The sequence below is a fragment of the Amycolatopsis sp. genome (assembly GCF_036008905.1).
GTDB lineage: Bacteria > Actinomycetota > Actinomycetes > Mycobacteriales > Pseudonocardiaceae > Amycolatopsis.
The window spans coordinates 1-14,927 of sequence record NZ_DASYMU010000248.1 but is presented as its reverse complement, the minus strand read 5'-3'; the positions used below and the strand labels follow the sequence as shown (position 1 = coordinate 14,927).

Sequence of the window (14,927 nt, the reverse complement as noted above, 5' to 3'; positions counted from 1 at the left end):
ACGCTGCGTCGCCGCACGCCATAGCCGAACCCCCGCTACGGTGTCCATATGGGATCCGAGTTCGAGCGGCTGGCCGCCGAAAAGTACGTCATGGTCACGACTTTCCGCAAAAGCGGCGCCGGTGTGCCCACCCCGGTGTGGACGACGCCCCTCGACGGCGAACTCACCTTCGTCTCGGAGGCCGCCGCGGGCAAGGTCAAGCGCATCCGCAATAGCGGCCGCGTCGAGATTCAAGCCTGCGACGTTCGCGGCAAACAGACCCACGGCGCCGTCGCCACGGGTGAAGCGAGGCTGCTCGACCACGCCGGTACCGAACGCGTCCGCAAGGCGCTCTCGAAGAAGTACCTGATCGCCCGCGTGACGAACTTCTTCGGCCGCCTGCGCGGCAAGGACAAGTCCGTCGGCATCGCCATCAAACTCTTGTGAGTGGCTACGAGTGCTAGAACACTCGTAGCCACTCACGAGCCACGCTGGGTCGGGACGCTAGAACTCGGCGACCGCGGCCAGTGCCTCGGGCAGGGTGAACGCTCCCGCGTACAGCGCCTTGCCGACGATCGAGCCTTCGATGCCGTCGCGGGCCAGCGCGGCGAGCGCGCGCAGGTCAGCGACGCTGGAGATCCCGCCGGAGGCGATGACCGGGGCGTCGGTGCGCGCGGCGACCTCGCTCAGCAGCTCGACGTTCGGGCCCTGCAGCGTGCCGTCCTTGCTGACGTCGGTGACCACGTAGCGCTGGGCGCCGTCACGGTCGAGCCGCTCCAGCGCCTCCCAGAGGTCGCCACCGTCCTTGGTCCAGCCGCGCGCGGCGAGCCGGTGCCCGGCGTCGGTGATGCGCACGTCGAGGCCGATCGCGACCCGGTCGCCGTAGCTGCCGACGACCTTCGCCGTCCACTCCGGGTTTTCCAGCGCGGCCGTGCCGAGGTTGACGCGACGGGCGCCGGTGGCGAGCGCGGCTTCGAGCGAGGCGTCGTCGCGGATGCCGCCGGAGATCTCCACCTGCACGTCGAGCTTGCCGACGACCTCGGCGAGCAGCTCACGGTTCGAGCCCTTGCCGAACGCGGCGTCGAGGTCGACCAGATGGATCCACTCGGCGCCGTCGCGCTGCCAGGCCATGGCCGCCTCGAGCGGGCTGCCATAGGAAGTCTCGGTGCCGGCCTCGCCCTGGACGAGTCGCACGGCTTGGCCATCGGCCACATCAACGGCGGGAAGAAGCGTGAAAGTCACGGGAACAGCCTATTTCAGGCGTCGGAAATCACTCACAGTGGGAGAGCCGAAGCCTCCAAAAAAACAGACAACTATAAAGTGCCAAGCCAGTTTTCGAGCAAGTGGGCCCCAGCGTCACCGGACTTTTCCGGGTGGAACTGCGTCGCCCACAGCGGGCCGTTTTCGACCGCGGCGACGAAGTCCTCGCCGTGGTGCGCCCAGGTGACCTTCGGCTGGCGCCCGGACAGTCCCGAGTCCAGCTCCCAGCTGCGCGCGGCGTACGAGTGCACGAAGTAGAAGCGCGTTTCGGCGTCCAGCCCGGCGAACAGCTCCGAATCGGCGGGCGCGCGGACGGTGTTCCAGCCCATGTGCGGCAGGACGTCGGCGTGCAGCCTGTCGACGGTGCCCGGCCATTCGCCGGTGCCCTCGGCCTCGACGCCGTGCTCGACGCCACGCTCGAACAGGATCTGCATCCCGACGCAGATGCCCAGCACCGGACGGCCACCGGCGAGACGACGCCCGATGATCTTCTCGCCGCCGACGCCGAACAGCCCTTCGACGCAGGCCGCGTACGCGCCGACACCGGGCACGACCAGGCCGTCGGCTTCGAGCGCGGCCTGGGGATCGGCCGTCACCGTGACGTCGGCGCCCGCGCGCTGCACGGCACGCTCGGCGGAACGGAGGTTGCCGGAACCGTAATCCAGAATGACGACGCTAGGCACATGACCAGGTTAGACGGCACGTCCAGCGGATAGGGCAACGGGCAGCAGCGCGGCGGCGGACAGCGCGAGCAGGCCGAACGCGACCGGGTAGCTCGAGCCCGCGACCAGCGCGCCGACCACGACCGCGCCCACCCCGGTGCCCGCGTCGAAGGCGACGTTCCACGCGACGCTCGCCCGCCCGACCGGTGCCGCGGCGAACATCACCACCAGCGAGTCGTTCTGGATGAGCCCGAACCCGACGCCGGCCACCGCGACGGCCGCGACCGCCGACCAAGGTGACTCGCCTTGGATCGAGGCGGCCAGCCCGGCCATGCCGAGCACGGTGAGTGCCAATCCCCACGGCAGCATCCGGCCCGCGGCGATCCGCGTGCCGAGCCGCCCGGCGACCCACCTCGACGCCAGCCCCGCGCCCGCCGAAGCGAACAAGGCGGCCGACGCGGCGACGGTGTCGGTCAGCGCGAGCGGCAGGAACGTGACGAGCGCGCCGTAGCCGATCGAGCCGCTGAGCATCACCAGCCACGGGCGCCCCAGGCTGCCTTTCGCGGGCAAATCGTCGTCGTGCCGGGTGGGGGCCACCGCGGGCAGGCCGAAGATCGCCACCAGGCCCAGCAACGGGATCACCCCGGCGACGAGGAAGACCGGGACGAAACCCCAGTGTTCGACGGCGGCGGTGCCCGCGGGAAGCCCGATCAGCTGCGGCAATCCGACGGCCAGCCCGTAGAGGCCGGAACCGTTGGCCAACGCCGTCCTCGGGAGCAGTTCCGCGACGAGCGCGGCCCCGCAGACCGTCACGAACCCGAAGCCGATCCCCCGCAGCAGGCTGACCGCGAGGATGCCGGGCCAGTCCGTCGCGATCAGCAGCAGCGGCGCCGGAGCGCCCAGGAACACCGCGCCCGATGCCGTGACCAGGCGATATCCCCACGCCCTGACCAGCCGCGGGACGGCGAACTGCGCGGCGACCGTGCTCGCCATGAACGCCGCTGTCGACCCGCCGGCGGCGAACTCGCCGGCGTTGTTGTGGACCACCCAGAGCGGCACGACCGACAGCAGGAGCGCGACCCCGGAGAAGACGGCGACGCTGGTGAAGAGCAGGAGGCGGAAGTCACGGACACGGAGCGGGGACACGCTCACCTTTTTAGTCGCCGGAGGTTTAGCTTCCGCCGCTGGTGGGTAACTAGGACCCGCGTGGTGTGACCTCTGGAGTGTGGAGATCAGATGTCGGGCGAAGACGAAGAGCTGGTCAGGATGCTGACAGCCTGGCGAAACGACATCGAGAGCGTGCCGTTTCCGACGTTCGACGTCGCGACCCTGCCCATTTCCCCCCAGCCCATCCCGACCCAGCGGCAGCCCGAACGTACGCGTGGCCTGCGCGGACTCGTCCGCATGATGAGGGCCGGCAAGGGCGAGAAAGCCCGCTGAATCTCACCTTGCACTTGCCCTGTGCCGTGGTGTGCTGTGTCGTCAGGTGAGAACCACCGGCCGACAGCCAGGAGCGAACGACGATGAGCAGCACGCCCGACCCGCACGACTTCCTCGACATCGACGCCGAGCTGAGCGGCGAAGAGCGCGATATCCGCGACGCCGTGCGCGGTTTCGCGGCGGACCAGCTCGCTCCGCACGTGGCCGGCTGGTACGAATCCGGTCAGCTGCCCGCCGCCGAACTCGCGAAGGGGTTCGGCCAGCTCGGCCTGCTCGGCATGCACCTCGAGGGCTACGGCTGCTCCGGCACCAGCGGGATCGCGTACGGCATCGCGTGCCGTGAGCTCGAAGCCGTCGACTCGGGGCTGCGCAGTTTTGTGTCCGTGCAGGGCTCGCTCGCGATGTACGCGATCCACAAGTGGGGCTCCGAGGACCAGAAGCAGGAATGGCTGCCGAAGATGGCCGCGGGTGAGGCGCTCGGCTGCTTCGGCCTGACCGAGCCCGACGCCGGCAGCGACCCCGGCAGCATGCGCACCCGGGCGACGCGCGACGGCTCGGACTGGGTGCTCAACGGCTCGAAGATGTGGATCACCAACGGAACCGTCGCCAATGTGGCCGTCGTGTGGGCGCAGACCGACGACGGCATCCGCGGTTTCGTCGTGCCGACGGACACGCCCGGGTTCACCGCCAACGAGGTCAAGCACAAGCTCTCGCTGCGAGCGTCACTGACCGCGGAACTCGTCTTCGAAGACCTGCGGCTGCCGGAAAGTGCGGTGTTCCCCGAGGTCCGGGGGCTGCGGGGGCCGCTTTCGTGCCTCAACGAAGCCCGGTACGGCATCCTGTTCGGCGTCGTCGGCGCGGCGCGGGCGTGCTACGAATCGGCGCTGGAGTACACGCTGACGCGGGAGCAGTTCGGCAAGCCGCTCGCGGGTTTCCAGCTTACCCAGCGGAAACTGGCGGACATGATCGTCGAGGTCAACCGCGCGGGCCTGGTGGCGCTGCAGATCGGGCGGCTGAAGGACTCGGGGAAGCTGCACCACAACCACGTCAGCTTCGGGAAACTCGCCAACGTCCGGTCGGCCATCGAGGTCGCCCGCTCGGCCCGGACCCTGTTGGGCGCCAACGGAATCTCGCTCGAGTACCCCGTCATGCGGCACATGAACAACCTGGAAACCGTGCTCACCTATGAGGGCACGGAGGAGATGCACGCCCTCTCGCTGGGCCAGTCCGTCACCGGCCTCTCCGCCTTCCGCTAACCGTTCCGCGCTGGCGCACTTTCGCGAGAAAGTGCGCCAGCCCATCACCGCGCTGGCCGAAGTCACACCTCCGCTGACATCAACTCGCGCAACCCGGTCGGATACAGGATCGAATCCCCATTGGTGAAGTCGCGCCAGAACACCGGGCTGCCTTCGTCGATGACCGTGCCGAGTTCGTCCCGCTCGTACCACGACCGATCGACCAGTTCGGCCTCGAACAAGAACACGATCTCGTGCGACGGGCGGCCGAACACCGTGAAGATGTTCTCCACCACGCCGAGAAGCGACACGTTCGTCAACTCCGCCGCGAGCTCTTCCCGGAATTCGCGGCGTAGCGCGTCTTCCGCGGGCTCACCGAATTCGATGCCGCCACCGAGCGGGCGGTAGTAGGTCTCACCTTTGACGTGGTCGTGCCCCTCGAAGACGAGCAAATCGTTGCCGCGCCTGATGACGCCGAGGGCAAGGGGACGGATATGGCGCTGCTCAGTAGTCACAGAGTGCGAACCTAGTGCACCCCGGGGACAGTCACCGGAGGAATTCCTTGACCGCCACCGCGATCGACGTCTCGTCCAGTCCGTGCGCCAGATCGTGGTCGGCCATGTCCCCGTAGCCCCGCACCTCGGCACCTCGCCGGACGCCCAGCGAGCGCAGCCGGTGCGGGACGTCGGCGAATGCGTCGGCCACGAAAAGCGCCGAAGTCCCCGCCAGGTAAGGCTCGACGAGGACGACGTCGGCGACCCCTGTCACCTCTACCGCGGCCCGGAGGCCGGCGGCGTCGAACGGGCGGATCGTCGACGCGTACAGCACGGTCACGTCCGTGCCGCTGGTCGCGGCGAGCACCTTGTCGAGTGTCGGGCCGACGGCGACGACGACTCCGGTGCGTCCCCGTTGCAGCGTCTGGAAACCGGGGGCCAGGTGGGGCGCGGCGTTGGCTTGCTCGGAGAGTCTGATGTAGACGTTGCAGTCCCCCACCAGCGATTCGAGCACGAGCCGCCGCGCCTCTTCCGCGTGGCCGGGGACGTGCACGGTCCAGCAGGGCAGGGTGTCGATCAGCGCGACGTCGGCGGGTGACTGGTGGGTGCGGCCCGCGTTGGCCATGTCGTAGGACGCGCCCGAGGACACCAGAACGGCGCCGACACCTTGGTGCACAAGGTCCAGCTTGATCTGTTCGAAGGGGCGTTCCACCAGGAAGGACGCGAAGGTGTGCACGACCGGGCGCATGCCGGTCAGCGCCAGTCCCCCGGCGACGCTGATCAGGAGCTGCTCGCGGATGCCGACGTTGAGCACCCGGTCCGGGTGACGGAGTTTCGCGGCGGCCAACTGGTCGGCGGAGATGTCGGCGAGGACGACGGCCAACTGCGGGTCGACGTCCAGCGCTTCGTCCATTGTGGACAAGAAGGTTTCGCGCATGCTCATGGGAATCAGTCCTTCGGTTCGACGACGGCGATCACGGCGAGCGGCCGGGCGGGGTGCGGTTCGGTGAAGGCGGCGGCGAGGGCGTCCTGGTCGCGGCCGTCGACCACGCGGGTAACCCAGCCTTCGACCTCGAACCGCCGCGCGATCCCGCCCGGCCAGCCGTGGGTGGACGACGAGTTGTCGATCACCACGGCGGTGAGCTGGTCCATCGCTTCACGCCCGGCGAGCGCGATCGCCTCGTGGTTCGAGCCTTCGTCGAGCTCGGCGTCGCCGACCAGGACGACGACCTTGGGCCTGCTCAGCCGCTGTGCGCGCAGGCCTAACACGCTGCCAATGGCGAGGGGCAGGCCGTGGCCAAGTGAGCCGCTTGAGATCTCCACGCCCGGCACGCGCATCCGGTCCGGGTGCATGCCCAGCCGCGATTCGTCCGAGCCCCAATCGGCCAGCTCTCCAGGGTCGATGAAGCCTTTCGCGGCCAGCACCGCGTAGTAGGACATCGGCCCGTGGCCCTTGGAGAGCAGGAAACGGTCGCGGGCCGGATCGCGCATTCGAGAAGGCGAGACGTCCAGTACCCTGTCGTAGAGCACCCACAGGACGTCCAAAGTGGACGTGGAAGCCGCGGAGTGCTTCTCGTCCCCGGTCATGAGCGAAAGCAGTCGCGGCAAGTCCGCGAAACCGGATTCTGTTGCGGTGGTCATGAAACCCACCGTGCAACCTCGACTAAACTGGAAGTCAAGGCTAACCTGGCGAAGTGACCAAGCTAGCCGACCATCTCAGCATCGGGCAGGTTTCCGAGCGTAGCGGAGTCCCGCACACCGCACTGCGCTTTTACGAAGACAAGGGCCTGATCCAGTCCGAACGCTCGGCGGGCAACCAGCGCCGCTATCCGCGTTCGGTGCTGCGCCAGATCGCCTTCATCCGCGCCGCGCAGCGCGTCGGGCTGAGCCTGGAGGACATCAGCGAGGCGCTTTCGAGTCTGCCGCACGACCATCCGCCGACAAAAGCGGACTGGGCAAGGCTTTCCAAAGGCTGGCAGGACGAGCTGGACGCCCGCATCGACGCGCTGCAACGGCTGCGCGACAGGCTCACCGGCTGTATCGGCTGCGGCTGCCTCTCCCTGCGCACCTGCGCGCTCTACAACTCCGACGACCAGATGGCCAGGTTCGGCCCCGGCGCGCCGAAACTCAAGCCCGCCACGGAAGGCGGCATCTGATGGATTCGGTACGGATCTCGAAGCGGCTTTCGCTTCATCTGCGGCACGCGCCCGAGAAGATCGGCATCACCCTCGAAAGCGACGGCTGGGTCGAGGTCGAAACCCTTCTCGGCGCGCTGAAGCAGCACGGGCTCGCCCTGAGCCGGGACCGACTCCGCGAAGTCGTGGCAGGTAACGACAAACAGCGGTTCGCCTTCGACGAGACGGGCACGCGGATCCGCGCCAGCCAGGGGCACAGCGTCGAAGTGGAGCTGAACCTGCCCACCGCCACGCCGCCCGCGCGGCTCTACCACGGCACGGTGGAACGGTTCCTCGAAGCGATCCTGCGAGAGGGCTTGCGGCCGATGCGGCGCCACGACGTGCACCTGTCGGCCACCATCGACACGGCGATAGCCGTCGGTGCACGCCGGGGCGAGCCCGTCATCCTGGGCGTTGACGCCCAGGCCATGACCGAGGCCGGGCACGAATTCCGGGTCAGCGCGAACGGCGTCTGGCTGACTTCGGCTGTGCCGCCGGAGTTCCTACAGCTGTTAGCGGCTCCGGGGACGCCCGAGTAGGCGCTTGCCGACGTCGAGCAGCGCCGAGCGGAGGCTGTCGTCGTCGAGTTCGGCCAGGGCGGGGCTGCCCCCGGCCATGGCTATCCCGGTCAGCGCGACCAGCGCGGCGACCAGGGCGGCGGTGTCCGGCTCCGGGCCGACCAGCAGGGCCAGCAGCCTGTCCTTGTTGAACGCGCCCGAACCGTCGAGCGACTTCTCGATGGCCCGCGTGATGCCGGGGTCGCTGGAGAACAGCGCGACCAGCGAGCGGTGACGCACGACGAGGTCCACGAACCCGGCCAGTACATGATCGGTCTGCGCGCCACGCCTGCGATGCTTCGAGGCCTCTTCGGCGATGATTTCGAGTTCGCGCAGCGCGGGCTCCGCGACGGCTTCGGTGATCTCGTCCTTGGCCTTGAAATGGTAGTAAACAGCTGCCTTGGTGACACCGAGCGCGTCCGCGATCATCTGCAGCGAGGTGCCTTCGACCCCGTGCTCGGTGAACAGCTTCAGCGCGGTGGTCAACAACCGTGTCCTGGTGCCTTCGCCCGCCTTCGTACCGGCGTCCGGCGTCCCCACAGTCATCGAACCTCCTCGTTCCGAAAGCGGACTGTACGCCGCGAATACCCCCTGGGCAAATGGATTCACTTGCCGATCGACAAGTAATCTCCTTGCCGTGTGGCAAGTCACATCCTTGCCGATCGGCTTGGCACTCCCCTTGCCGATCGGCTAGCTTGCTATCACTAGATCGAGTGAGTACCCGTTCGAATGACGACACTGAAACGGAGTCACGCACCGTGGCCACCTTCCTCTACCGGCTCGGCCGGTTCGCCTTCCGGAGGCGCGCTCTCGTAGTCGCCGTCTGGACCGTCGTACTGCTCGCGCTCGGCCTCGGGGCGTTGACGCTTTCGGGTCAGCTGTCGAACTCCGTGTCCATCCCGGGTACCGAGTCCCAGCGCGCCATCGACAAGCTCGCGGAGCGTTTCCCGCAGGCAGGCGCCGGTGGCGCCACCGCCCGTGTGGCCGTCGCCGCGCCGGAAGGCCAGAGCCTCACGACACCGGCCAACCAGGCCGCCGTGGAGCGGGTGGTCGCCCAGCTGAAGACCGCGCCGAAGGTCGTCGCCGTCGTGGATCCCTTCCAGGCCAAGGCGATCTCCCCGGATCTCCGCGTCGCACTGGTCCAGGTCAGCTACTCGGTGAAGGCTCCCGAGATCCTCGACGGAGACCGTGAGCAGTTGCTCGCGGCCGCCAATGTCGGGCATCAGGCGGGGCTCGAAGTGGAGTTCGGCGGGGACGCGATCCAGGCCATCCCGGTCACCAGCGCCACTGAAGGACTCGGGGTCGCCGTCGCCGCCGTCGTGCTCATCATCACCTTCGGTTCCCTGATCGCGGCCGGCATCCCGCTGCTGACCGCGCTCATCGGCGTCGGTATCGGCATGGCCGGGATCACGCTCACCTCGGGCTTCATGGAGCTGAACAGCAATACACCCATTCTCGCGCTGATGATCGGTCTCGCGGTCGGAATCGACTACGCACTGTTCATCGTCTCGCGGTATCGACATGAGCTGGCGCTGGGCCGAGAGCCCGAAGAAGCCGCCGGACGCGCCGCCGGAACCGCCGGTTCGGCCGTCATCTTCGCCGGTCTGACGGTGATCATCGCGCTCGCCGGGATGACCGTCATCGGCATCCCGTTCCTCGCGCAGATGGGTGTCGCGGCCGCCGTCACCGTCGCTGTCGCCGTCCTGATCGCCCTGACGCTGCTGCCCGCGATCCTCGGTTTCGCCGGAAAGCGCGTCAGCGGCGGGAAGATGAAGATTCGCCGCGACACCGGCAAGGCGACGCACGGCGAGCGCTGGGCGCGATTCGTCGCCCGCCACCGCTGGCCGGTGCTGCTGGCCGCTGTCGCCGGGCTCGCGATCATCGCCATCCCCGCCACCGGGATGCAGCTCGGCCTGCCCAACGACAGCACCGCGGCCGCCGAGTCCACCCAGCACAAGGCGTACGAACTGGTCAGCTCGGGCTTCGGCGAAGGCGCGAACGGCCCGCTCGTGGTCGTCGTCGACACCACGGCCAGCGCGGACAAGGCCGGCGCGCTCAACGCCGTCACCACCAAGATCTCCGGACTGGACGACGTCGCCGCGGTCACCCCGCCGCGGGTAAACCCGGCCGGCGACACCGCGCTGCTCACCGTCATCCCGAAGAGCGGCCCGAGCACTACCCAGACCGAAGAACTCGTCGCCAGCATCCGCGCCCAGTCTGCGCAGCTCTCGTCGAGCACCGGCGCGAACCTGTCCGTCACCGGCCAGACCGCGGCCAACATCGACGTCTCGAAGAAGCTTTCCGACGCGATGCTCCCCTACCTGGGCCTGATCGTCGGACTGGCGTTCATCCTGCTGATGCTGGTGTTCCGCTCCGTCGTCGTGCCGCTGAAGGCCACCATCGGCTTCCTCGGCTCGGTCGTCGCGACCTTCGGCGCCGTTGTCGCGGTGTTCCAGTGGGGCTGGCTGAACGACGTGCTCGGCGTCGCCTCGACCGGGCCGATCATGAGCATGCTGCCGATCCTGCTGATCGGCGTGCTGTTCGGCCTCGCGATGGACTACCAGGTCTTCCTGGTCACCCGGATGCGGGAAGAGCACGTCCACGGCGCCGAACCCGAAGAGGCCATGGTCACCGGGTTCCGGCACGGGGCCAGGGTGGTCGTCGCGGCGGCGCTCATCATGATCAGCGTGTTCGCCGGGTTCGTGCTCGCCGAGTCGACGCTGATCCAGTCGATCGGGTTCGCGCTGGCCTTCGGTGTGCTGGTCGACGCGTTCGTGGTGCGGATGACGATCGTGCCCGCGGTGATGTCCCTGCTGGGCAAGAGCGCCTGGTGGCTACCGGCGTGGCTCGACAAGGCGATGCCGAACGTCGACGTCGAGGGTGAGCAGTTGACCAAGAAGCTCGATCAGGATCGGGTCTTGGAGACCGTCTAAGCAGTGCGCGAAGCGTCTCCGTTGAGGGTGGCGGGGGGAGACGGGTGGGCTAGTTGACGAGCCAGGCGACGGCACCGCCGATCGCCAGCAAAGCGCCGACACCTACAAGGGTGGCCAGCACCTTGGCGGTCTTCCAGGTGGCGTACGCGCCACCGATCAGGAAGCCCGCGAGTGCCAGCAACAGGACCGCGACTAGTTCCTTGCTCACGGTCGACAACGTAGACCAAGCGGTCAGACTGTCGTGAAGGGGACCTTCGGGAGGGCTGGGGTCCTGAAGATCCCCTTCACGACACTTCGCGGGCGCTCGTCACGGCGGCACGACTGCGGGCGTGCTCGGCGAAGCGCCTGCGGGCGGCGACGACCCTGAGCCAGTGTTCACTGCGACTGGCGTCAAGGCCCTCGGTGGCATGGGCCAGCACCTCGGCCCGGTGCGCCGCGGACTCGATTTCGGCCGCGGCGGAAGCGAAGTCACCCAGCCGGATGAGGGCGTAGGCGTGGCGCATTTCGGTCTGTGCCGTCGCGTAGATCGCGTAGGCGGTGAGGTTGTCGGCCAGTGGTCCGAGTGGGTGAGACATCGGCCTCTCCATTCTCTGCGTCCTACCTCTACGTCGAACCGGCTCCAGCCAAATCGACATTCAGGGCGGTGGCAAAGCCAGCAAACCGTCGACCACCTCGGCGAGGGTGCCTTCGCAGGTCCACAGCGCGTTCCCGTCCTCGTCGAACCGGATGGCCGCGGCGTCGTCGGTGAAGCGGACACGGAGCGCGTCTGCCTGCCCACCAGGCCAAGTACGCAAACCGTTCAGTTGGAGTAGTTCGCCCTCGTCGTCGCGGGCGGGGGTGAATGACCAGCCCGCGTCCCGAAGTTGCTCGAGACGCCGCAGCTCCGGAAACGCCGCGGTGGCGTCGTCGTCCGGCGGGCTGGTCACGGATTCGGCTGAACACCGGCCCGTACGGGAGCCGCGAGGGCGTGTCCCGTACGAGCCGGCTGTCTTTGTGTTGGGGACGAATACCGCACGAATGGAGCTTGCGCTTTGGTTACCGGCCAGCGGAACACCAGCGAGCGGGGGTGATTCGGGCGTGGCAGGGAAAGTTGGGGCAGTTTCGTTACCTACTGCCATAGCAGACTGGGTTGACTAGACTTCCTAACCTCGGGAGGGAACGATGCCTCAGCCGAACCACCTGTTGCGAGCGGCGCGCCACCGTCTTCCCTCCCCTGGTGCCCCGGGTGAATACGCCAGCCGCGGCGAAGTCGCCAGTGCCGTCAATGCCTGGCTGTGGCGGGAAACCAGCAAGAAGTACGAGCTGGACGCGCATTACCTCGCGAAATTGGAACGCGGTGTCGCCCGCTGGCCGAACGCGGCTTACCGCTCCGGCCTCCGGCACGTCCTCGGCGCGCTCGACGACGCGTCCCTGGGTTTCACGCCACCCCGGCGGTCCGACGGCGGCCCCTGCCCGCCTCCCGAAAACCTCACCACACCGCAGTGGGATGCCGGCACAGTCGCCGATCGGGTGACTGCGGTGACCGGAGACGATCTGATGCCACCGACGCGAAGGACCGTGCTGGCAGGAGCCGCGACCCTGGTCGGGGCCGCGTTGGCGGGAGAACTCGAACCGTTCCTCCGGCCCGCACGGATAGTGCGCGGCCAGGGCACCGCGTTCACCCCGCCGGAACTCGACTCGGCCGAACAGCTGACGGCCAATCTCAGATCGTGGCATTCCCGTAACGGGACCCTCGCGCGCACCGCCGTCGTCGCGCAGCTCAACACCCACACCCGGCGCCTGCGCCTCGCCCCGCAAGGCACCCCGGAGACGCTGCGCGCGTTCCGGATCGGCGCGGAACTGGCCGACATCGCCGCGTCGATGACCTGGGACGTCGGCCTGCATTCCACCGCACAGCGGTATTTCATCCTTTCGGCCCAGCTCGCGCACGCGGCGGGTGACGACATCCTCGCGTCGGTGGCGCTCGCGTCGCTCGCCCGTCAGTGCTACGACCTCGGGCGGCCCGACGACGGGCTGGAGATCGTGCAGCTCGCCCAGTACGGCACCCGGCGGACCGCGACCCCGCGGCTGCGGGCCGTGCTCGCGACGCGGGAAGGCTGGGCGTACGCACAGCTCGGCGACGCGCGGGCGTTCCAGCGGACCGTCGGACTCGCCGAGGACCACCACGCCGAGGGCGCGCAGGACATCGACACGCTCACGCCGTCGGCGCGCAGCCTCGACACCGCGGAGCTGGCCGGGGTGATCGGCGCCCGCTACCGCGACCTCGCGGCGTTCGACCCGAAGCACGCCATCAAGGCCCAGGAGTACATCGGGCTGGCGCTGGCGCAGCGCGAACCGGCGCGGGTCCGCAACCGGGTGTTCGACCTGATCGGGCTGGCCCGCGCGCACCTGATCACCCGCGAACCCGACCGCGCCGCCGAACTCATCAACGGCGCGCTGCCACTGGCCGAAAGCTGGTCGATGGGCCGCGTCGGCACGAAACTGCGGGACTACTACCGCGAGGCCGCCGCGTTCGCGACCGTGCCCGCCGTCCGCGACAGCCGAGAGGCCATTTCCGCACTGATCGCACGCTGACGAGGTTAGGGAGAATTTTGGCTCGTATCGGGATCACCGGTCATTCCGCGCTCACCGCTGTCAGCGTGTCGCTGATCGTCGAGGGTATCCGGGAGCTACTCGACGGCCAGGAGGACCTCGTCGGCGTGACGTGCCTGGCCCGCGGGGCGGACCAGCTGTTCGCGAGAGTGGTGCTCGACCTCGGCGGCACCGTCGAAGTCGTGCTCCCATCGGCGGACTACCGCGAGCGGAAGGTGAAACCGGCCGAGCTGCGTGAGTTCGACGAGCTTCTCGGAAAGGCTTCGGAGGTCTGCACGATGCCGTTCGCTGAGGCCGGGCGTGACGCGTACATGGCGGCCAGTGAACATGTTCTGTCCGTTGTGGACGAAGTGGTGGCGGTGTGGGATGGGGCTCCGGCCAGTGGGCGGGGTGGGACGAGCGATGTCGTCGAGGCGGCGCATGCGCGGGGGCTGAAGGTTACGGTTGTTTGGCCGGATGGGTGTGCTCGGGCTTGATTTCTTTGTCGCGGCAAGGCCAGCAGATCCCCGCCTCCACGGAAAGTTCACTCGATGGGGGACACCCCCAGCTCCGCTCGCGATCATACTCCTTGGCACATAAGGGATTCTCTCTGTTTGTGGCTGCGGAGTGCGGATTTTGCGTCGGTGTTTCCGGGTAGATTTGTGGTGTGGATGACGAGCAGGCGGTGCCGGTGTGGCAGCTCTCCGACGGGGAGCTCACCGCCGCGCTGCTGCGCGCACACACCGTGCTGTCCCAAGGATATGGGCGGATGCTGGCACTGGTCGGTGAAGCCGACAGCCGCGGTCTGGGGGTCGAGAAGGGCTACCGCAACACCGCGACCTTCCTGATCGGCGCGATGCGGTTGTCGACGCGGGAGGCGAAAGCCCGAGTCGCTCAAGCCACCACCCCGATGCCGTTGACCGGCCAGGCCCTCGCGGCAGGGGCGATCACCGCCGAGCACGTCACCGAGATCCACCACGTCCTCGCCGCAGCGCCCGACGACCTCGATCCGGAGCTACGGGCCCAGGGGGAGAAGACCCTGGTGGATCTCGCGACCCAAGCACCACCACTGGCCGTCCGCCAAGCCGGGAAACGCCTGTCGGCATACTGGGACACCGACAAACCACCGAAAGACCCGACAGACGGGGCCGGGCATCCACGACGTCGGTTGTCGTGGCGGGAAGCTCGCGACGGCCAGTTGCACGTCAGCGGTGAGGTGGACTCCGAGACCGGGACGTTCCTGCGAGGCCTGATCGACCCGCTGGCCAAGCCACGCCCGGTCGACGAGTTCGGCCGGGAGGACGGCCGCACCCTCGACCAGCGGCGTGGGGACGCGTTGGCGGAAGTGGTGCTGCTGGCGACCAAGTCTCCTGACCGTCCGCTGGTCGGTGGTGACCGGGCCCTGATCATCGTCACGATCAGCCTGGAGGAGTTGGAACGCCGTGCGGGTGAGGCGTTCATCGACGGCATCGGCTACACCAGCATCGCGCACCTGCGGCGGCTGGCGTGTGATGCGAACGTGGTCCCGGCCGTGCTGGGCACCCGTGGTGAGGTGCTGGATCTGGGGCGGGCGCGGCGGACGGTGGCACCGGCACAGTTCCGGGCCCTGGTGACCCGGGATC

Annotated in this window: 19 protein-coding genes; 9 read left to right on the top strand and 10 right to left on the bottom strand. The window is 68.4% G+C overall.

Annotation, left to right across the window (positions count from 1 at the left end; translation table 11 throughout):
• Positions 1-48 precede the first annotated feature (48 nt).
• On the top strand, positions 49-426 hold the full coding sequence (locus tag VGP60_RS39725; protein ID WP_327553388.1) for a PPOX class F420-dependent oxidoreductase: 378 nt from the start codon (positions 49-51) through the stop codon (positions 424-426).
• Positions 427-483: 57 nt separating this feature from the next.
• Here the strand turns inward: VGP60_RS39725 and priA are convergent, their stop codons facing one another.
• From priA to VGP60_RS39710, 3 genes are all read right to left on the bottom strand, one after another.
• Positions 484-1,221 carry a bifunctional 1-(5-phosphoribosyl)-5-((5-phosphoribosylamino)methylideneamino)imidazole-4-carboxamide isomerase/phosphoribosylanthranilate isomerase PriA gene (gene priA / locus VGP60_RS39720; RefSeq protein ID WP_327553387.1) on the bottom strand — a complete coding sequence of 246 codons (738 nt, stop codon included), beginning with the start codon at positions 1,219-1,221 and terminating at the stop codon, positions 484-486.
• A 71-nt stretch (positions 1,222-1,292) separates the two neighbouring features.
• Entirely contained in the window at positions 1,293-1,922 is a 630-nt protein-coding gene (gene hisH, locus VGP60_RS39715) for an imidazole glycerol phosphate synthase subunit HisH (protein WP_327553386.1), read from the bottom strand.
• A 9-nt stretch (positions 1,923-1,931) separates the two neighbouring features.
• Complete coding sequence (locus VGP60_RS39710; RefSeq protein WP_327553385.1) at positions 1,932-3,047, bottom strand: MFS transporter; 1,116 nt, start codon at positions 3,045-3,047, stop codon at positions 1,932-1,934.
• Positions 3,048-3,137: 90 nt separating this feature from the next.
• Between VGP60_RS39710 and VGP60_RS39705 the strand changes: the two genes are divergently transcribed.
• The gene (locus tag VGP60_RS39705) at positions 3,138-3,341 is read left to right on the top strand and encodes a hypothetical protein (RefSeq protein WP_327553384.1); all 204 of its coding nucleotides are present in this window, start codon (positions 3,138-3,140) and stop codon (positions 3,339-3,341) included.
• A gap of 83 nt (positions 3,342-3,424) precedes the next feature.
• Positions 3,425-4,597, top strand: a complete 1,173-nt coding sequence (locus VGP60_RS39700) for an acyl-CoA dehydrogenase family protein (RefSeq protein WP_327553383.1) — start codon at positions 3,425-3,427, stop codon at positions 4,595-4,597.
• Positions 4,598-4,659: 62 nt separating this feature from the next.
• Here VGP60_RS39700 and VGP60_RS39695 read toward each other — a convergent pair whose 3' ends face one another.
• From VGP60_RS39695 to VGP60_RS39685, 3 genes are read right to left on the bottom strand one after another with little or no spacing between them, the layout of a single operon-like run.
• On the bottom strand, positions 4,660-5,091 hold the full coding sequence (locus VGP60_RS39695; protein ID WP_327553382.1) for an NUDIX hydrolase: 432 nt from the start codon (positions 5,089-5,091) through the stop codon (positions 4,660-4,662).
• Positions 5,092-5,122: 31 nt separating this feature from the next.
• Positions 5,123-6,013, bottom strand: coding sequence for a transketolase (locus VGP60_RS39690; RefSeq protein ID WP_327553381.1), 891 nt, complete (start codon positions 6,011-6,013; stop codon positions 5,123-5,125).
• 5 nt (positions 6,014-6,018) lie between these two features.
• Positions 6,019-6,711: a transketolase gene (locus VGP60_RS39685; RefSeq protein WP_327553380.1), complete on the bottom strand. Its 693-nt coding sequence runs from the start codon at positions 6,709-6,711 to the stop codon at positions 6,019-6,021.
• A 53-nt stretch (positions 6,712-6,764) separates the two neighbouring features.
• On the opposite strand from VGP60_RS39685, the gene soxR reads away from it, so the two are divergent.
• The gene (gene soxR / locus VGP60_RS39680) at positions 6,765-7,226 is read left to right on the top strand and encodes a redox-sensitive transcriptional activator SoxR (protein ID WP_327553379.1); all 462 of its coding nucleotides are present in this window, start codon (positions 6,765-6,767) and stop codon (positions 7,224-7,226) included.
• A complete protein-coding gene (locus VGP60_RS39675) occupies positions 7,226-7,783 on the top strand; it encodes an RNA 2'-phosphotransferase (RefSeq protein ID WP_327553378.1) in 558 nt (185 codons plus the stop codon). Before soxR ends, VGP60_RS39675 begins: the two co-directional genes overlap by 1 nt.
• On the opposite strand, the gene VGP60_RS39670 is transcribed toward VGP60_RS39675, so the two are convergent.
• The gene (locus VGP60_RS39670; RefSeq protein ID WP_327553377.1) at positions 7,757-8,347 is read right to left on the bottom strand and encodes a TetR/AcrR family transcriptional regulator; all 591 of its coding nucleotides are present in this window, start codon (positions 8,345-8,347) and stop codon (positions 7,757-7,759) included. The two genes, VGP60_RS39675 and VGP60_RS39670, sit on opposite strands and share 27 nt — an antisense overlap.
• A 212-nt stretch (positions 8,348-8,559) precedes the next feature.
• Between VGP60_RS39670 and VGP60_RS39665 the strand changes: the two genes are divergently transcribed.
• A complete protein-coding gene (locus VGP60_RS39665) occupies positions 8,560-10,734 on the top strand; it encodes an MMPL family transporter (protein ID WP_327553376.1) in 2,175 nt (724 codons plus the stop codon).
• Positions 10,735-10,783: 49 nt separating this feature from the next.
• On the opposite strand, the gene VGP60_RS39660 is transcribed toward VGP60_RS39665, so the two are convergent.
• The 3 genes from VGP60_RS39660 to VGP60_RS39650 all read right to left on the bottom strand — a co-directional run bounded on the left by VGP60_RS39660 (position 10,784) and on the right by VGP60_RS39650 (position 11,660).
• Complete coding sequence (locus tag VGP60_RS39660) at positions 10,784-10,942, bottom strand: hypothetical protein (RefSeq protein WP_327553375.1); 159 nt, start codon at positions 10,940-10,942, stop codon at positions 10,784-10,786.
• A 76-nt stretch (positions 10,943-11,018) separates the two neighbouring features.
• Positions 11,019-11,309 (bottom strand): hypothetical protein, encoded by a 291-nt coding sequence (locus VGP60_RS39655; RefSeq protein ID WP_327553374.1) that lies wholly within the window; start codon positions 11,307-11,309, stop codon positions 11,019-11,021.
• A gap of 60 nt (positions 11,310-11,369) precedes the next feature.
• Positions 11,370-11,660, bottom strand: a complete 291-nt coding sequence (locus VGP60_RS39650) for a hypothetical protein (protein ID WP_327553373.1) — start codon at positions 11,658-11,660, stop codon at positions 11,370-11,372.
• Positions 11,661-11,895: 235 nt separating this feature from the next.
• Between VGP60_RS39650 and VGP60_RS39645 the strand changes: the two genes are divergently transcribed.
• The 3 genes from VGP60_RS39645 to VGP60_RS39635 all read left to right on the top strand — a co-directional run.
• Entirely contained in the window at positions 11,896-13,308 is a 1,413-nt protein-coding gene (locus VGP60_RS39645) for a hypothetical protein (RefSeq protein ID WP_327553372.1), read from the top strand.
• Positions 13,309-13,325: 17 nt separating this feature from the next.
• Positions 13,326-13,802 (top strand): hypothetical protein, encoded by a 477-nt coding sequence (locus VGP60_RS39640; protein WP_327553371.1) that lies wholly within the window; start codon positions 13,326-13,328, stop codon positions 13,800-13,802.
• 170 nt (positions 13,803-13,972) lie between these two features.
• The coding region (locus VGP60_RS39635; protein WP_327553370.1) for a DUF222 domain-containing protein at positions 13,973-14,927 on the top strand (955 nt) is incomplete at its 3' end.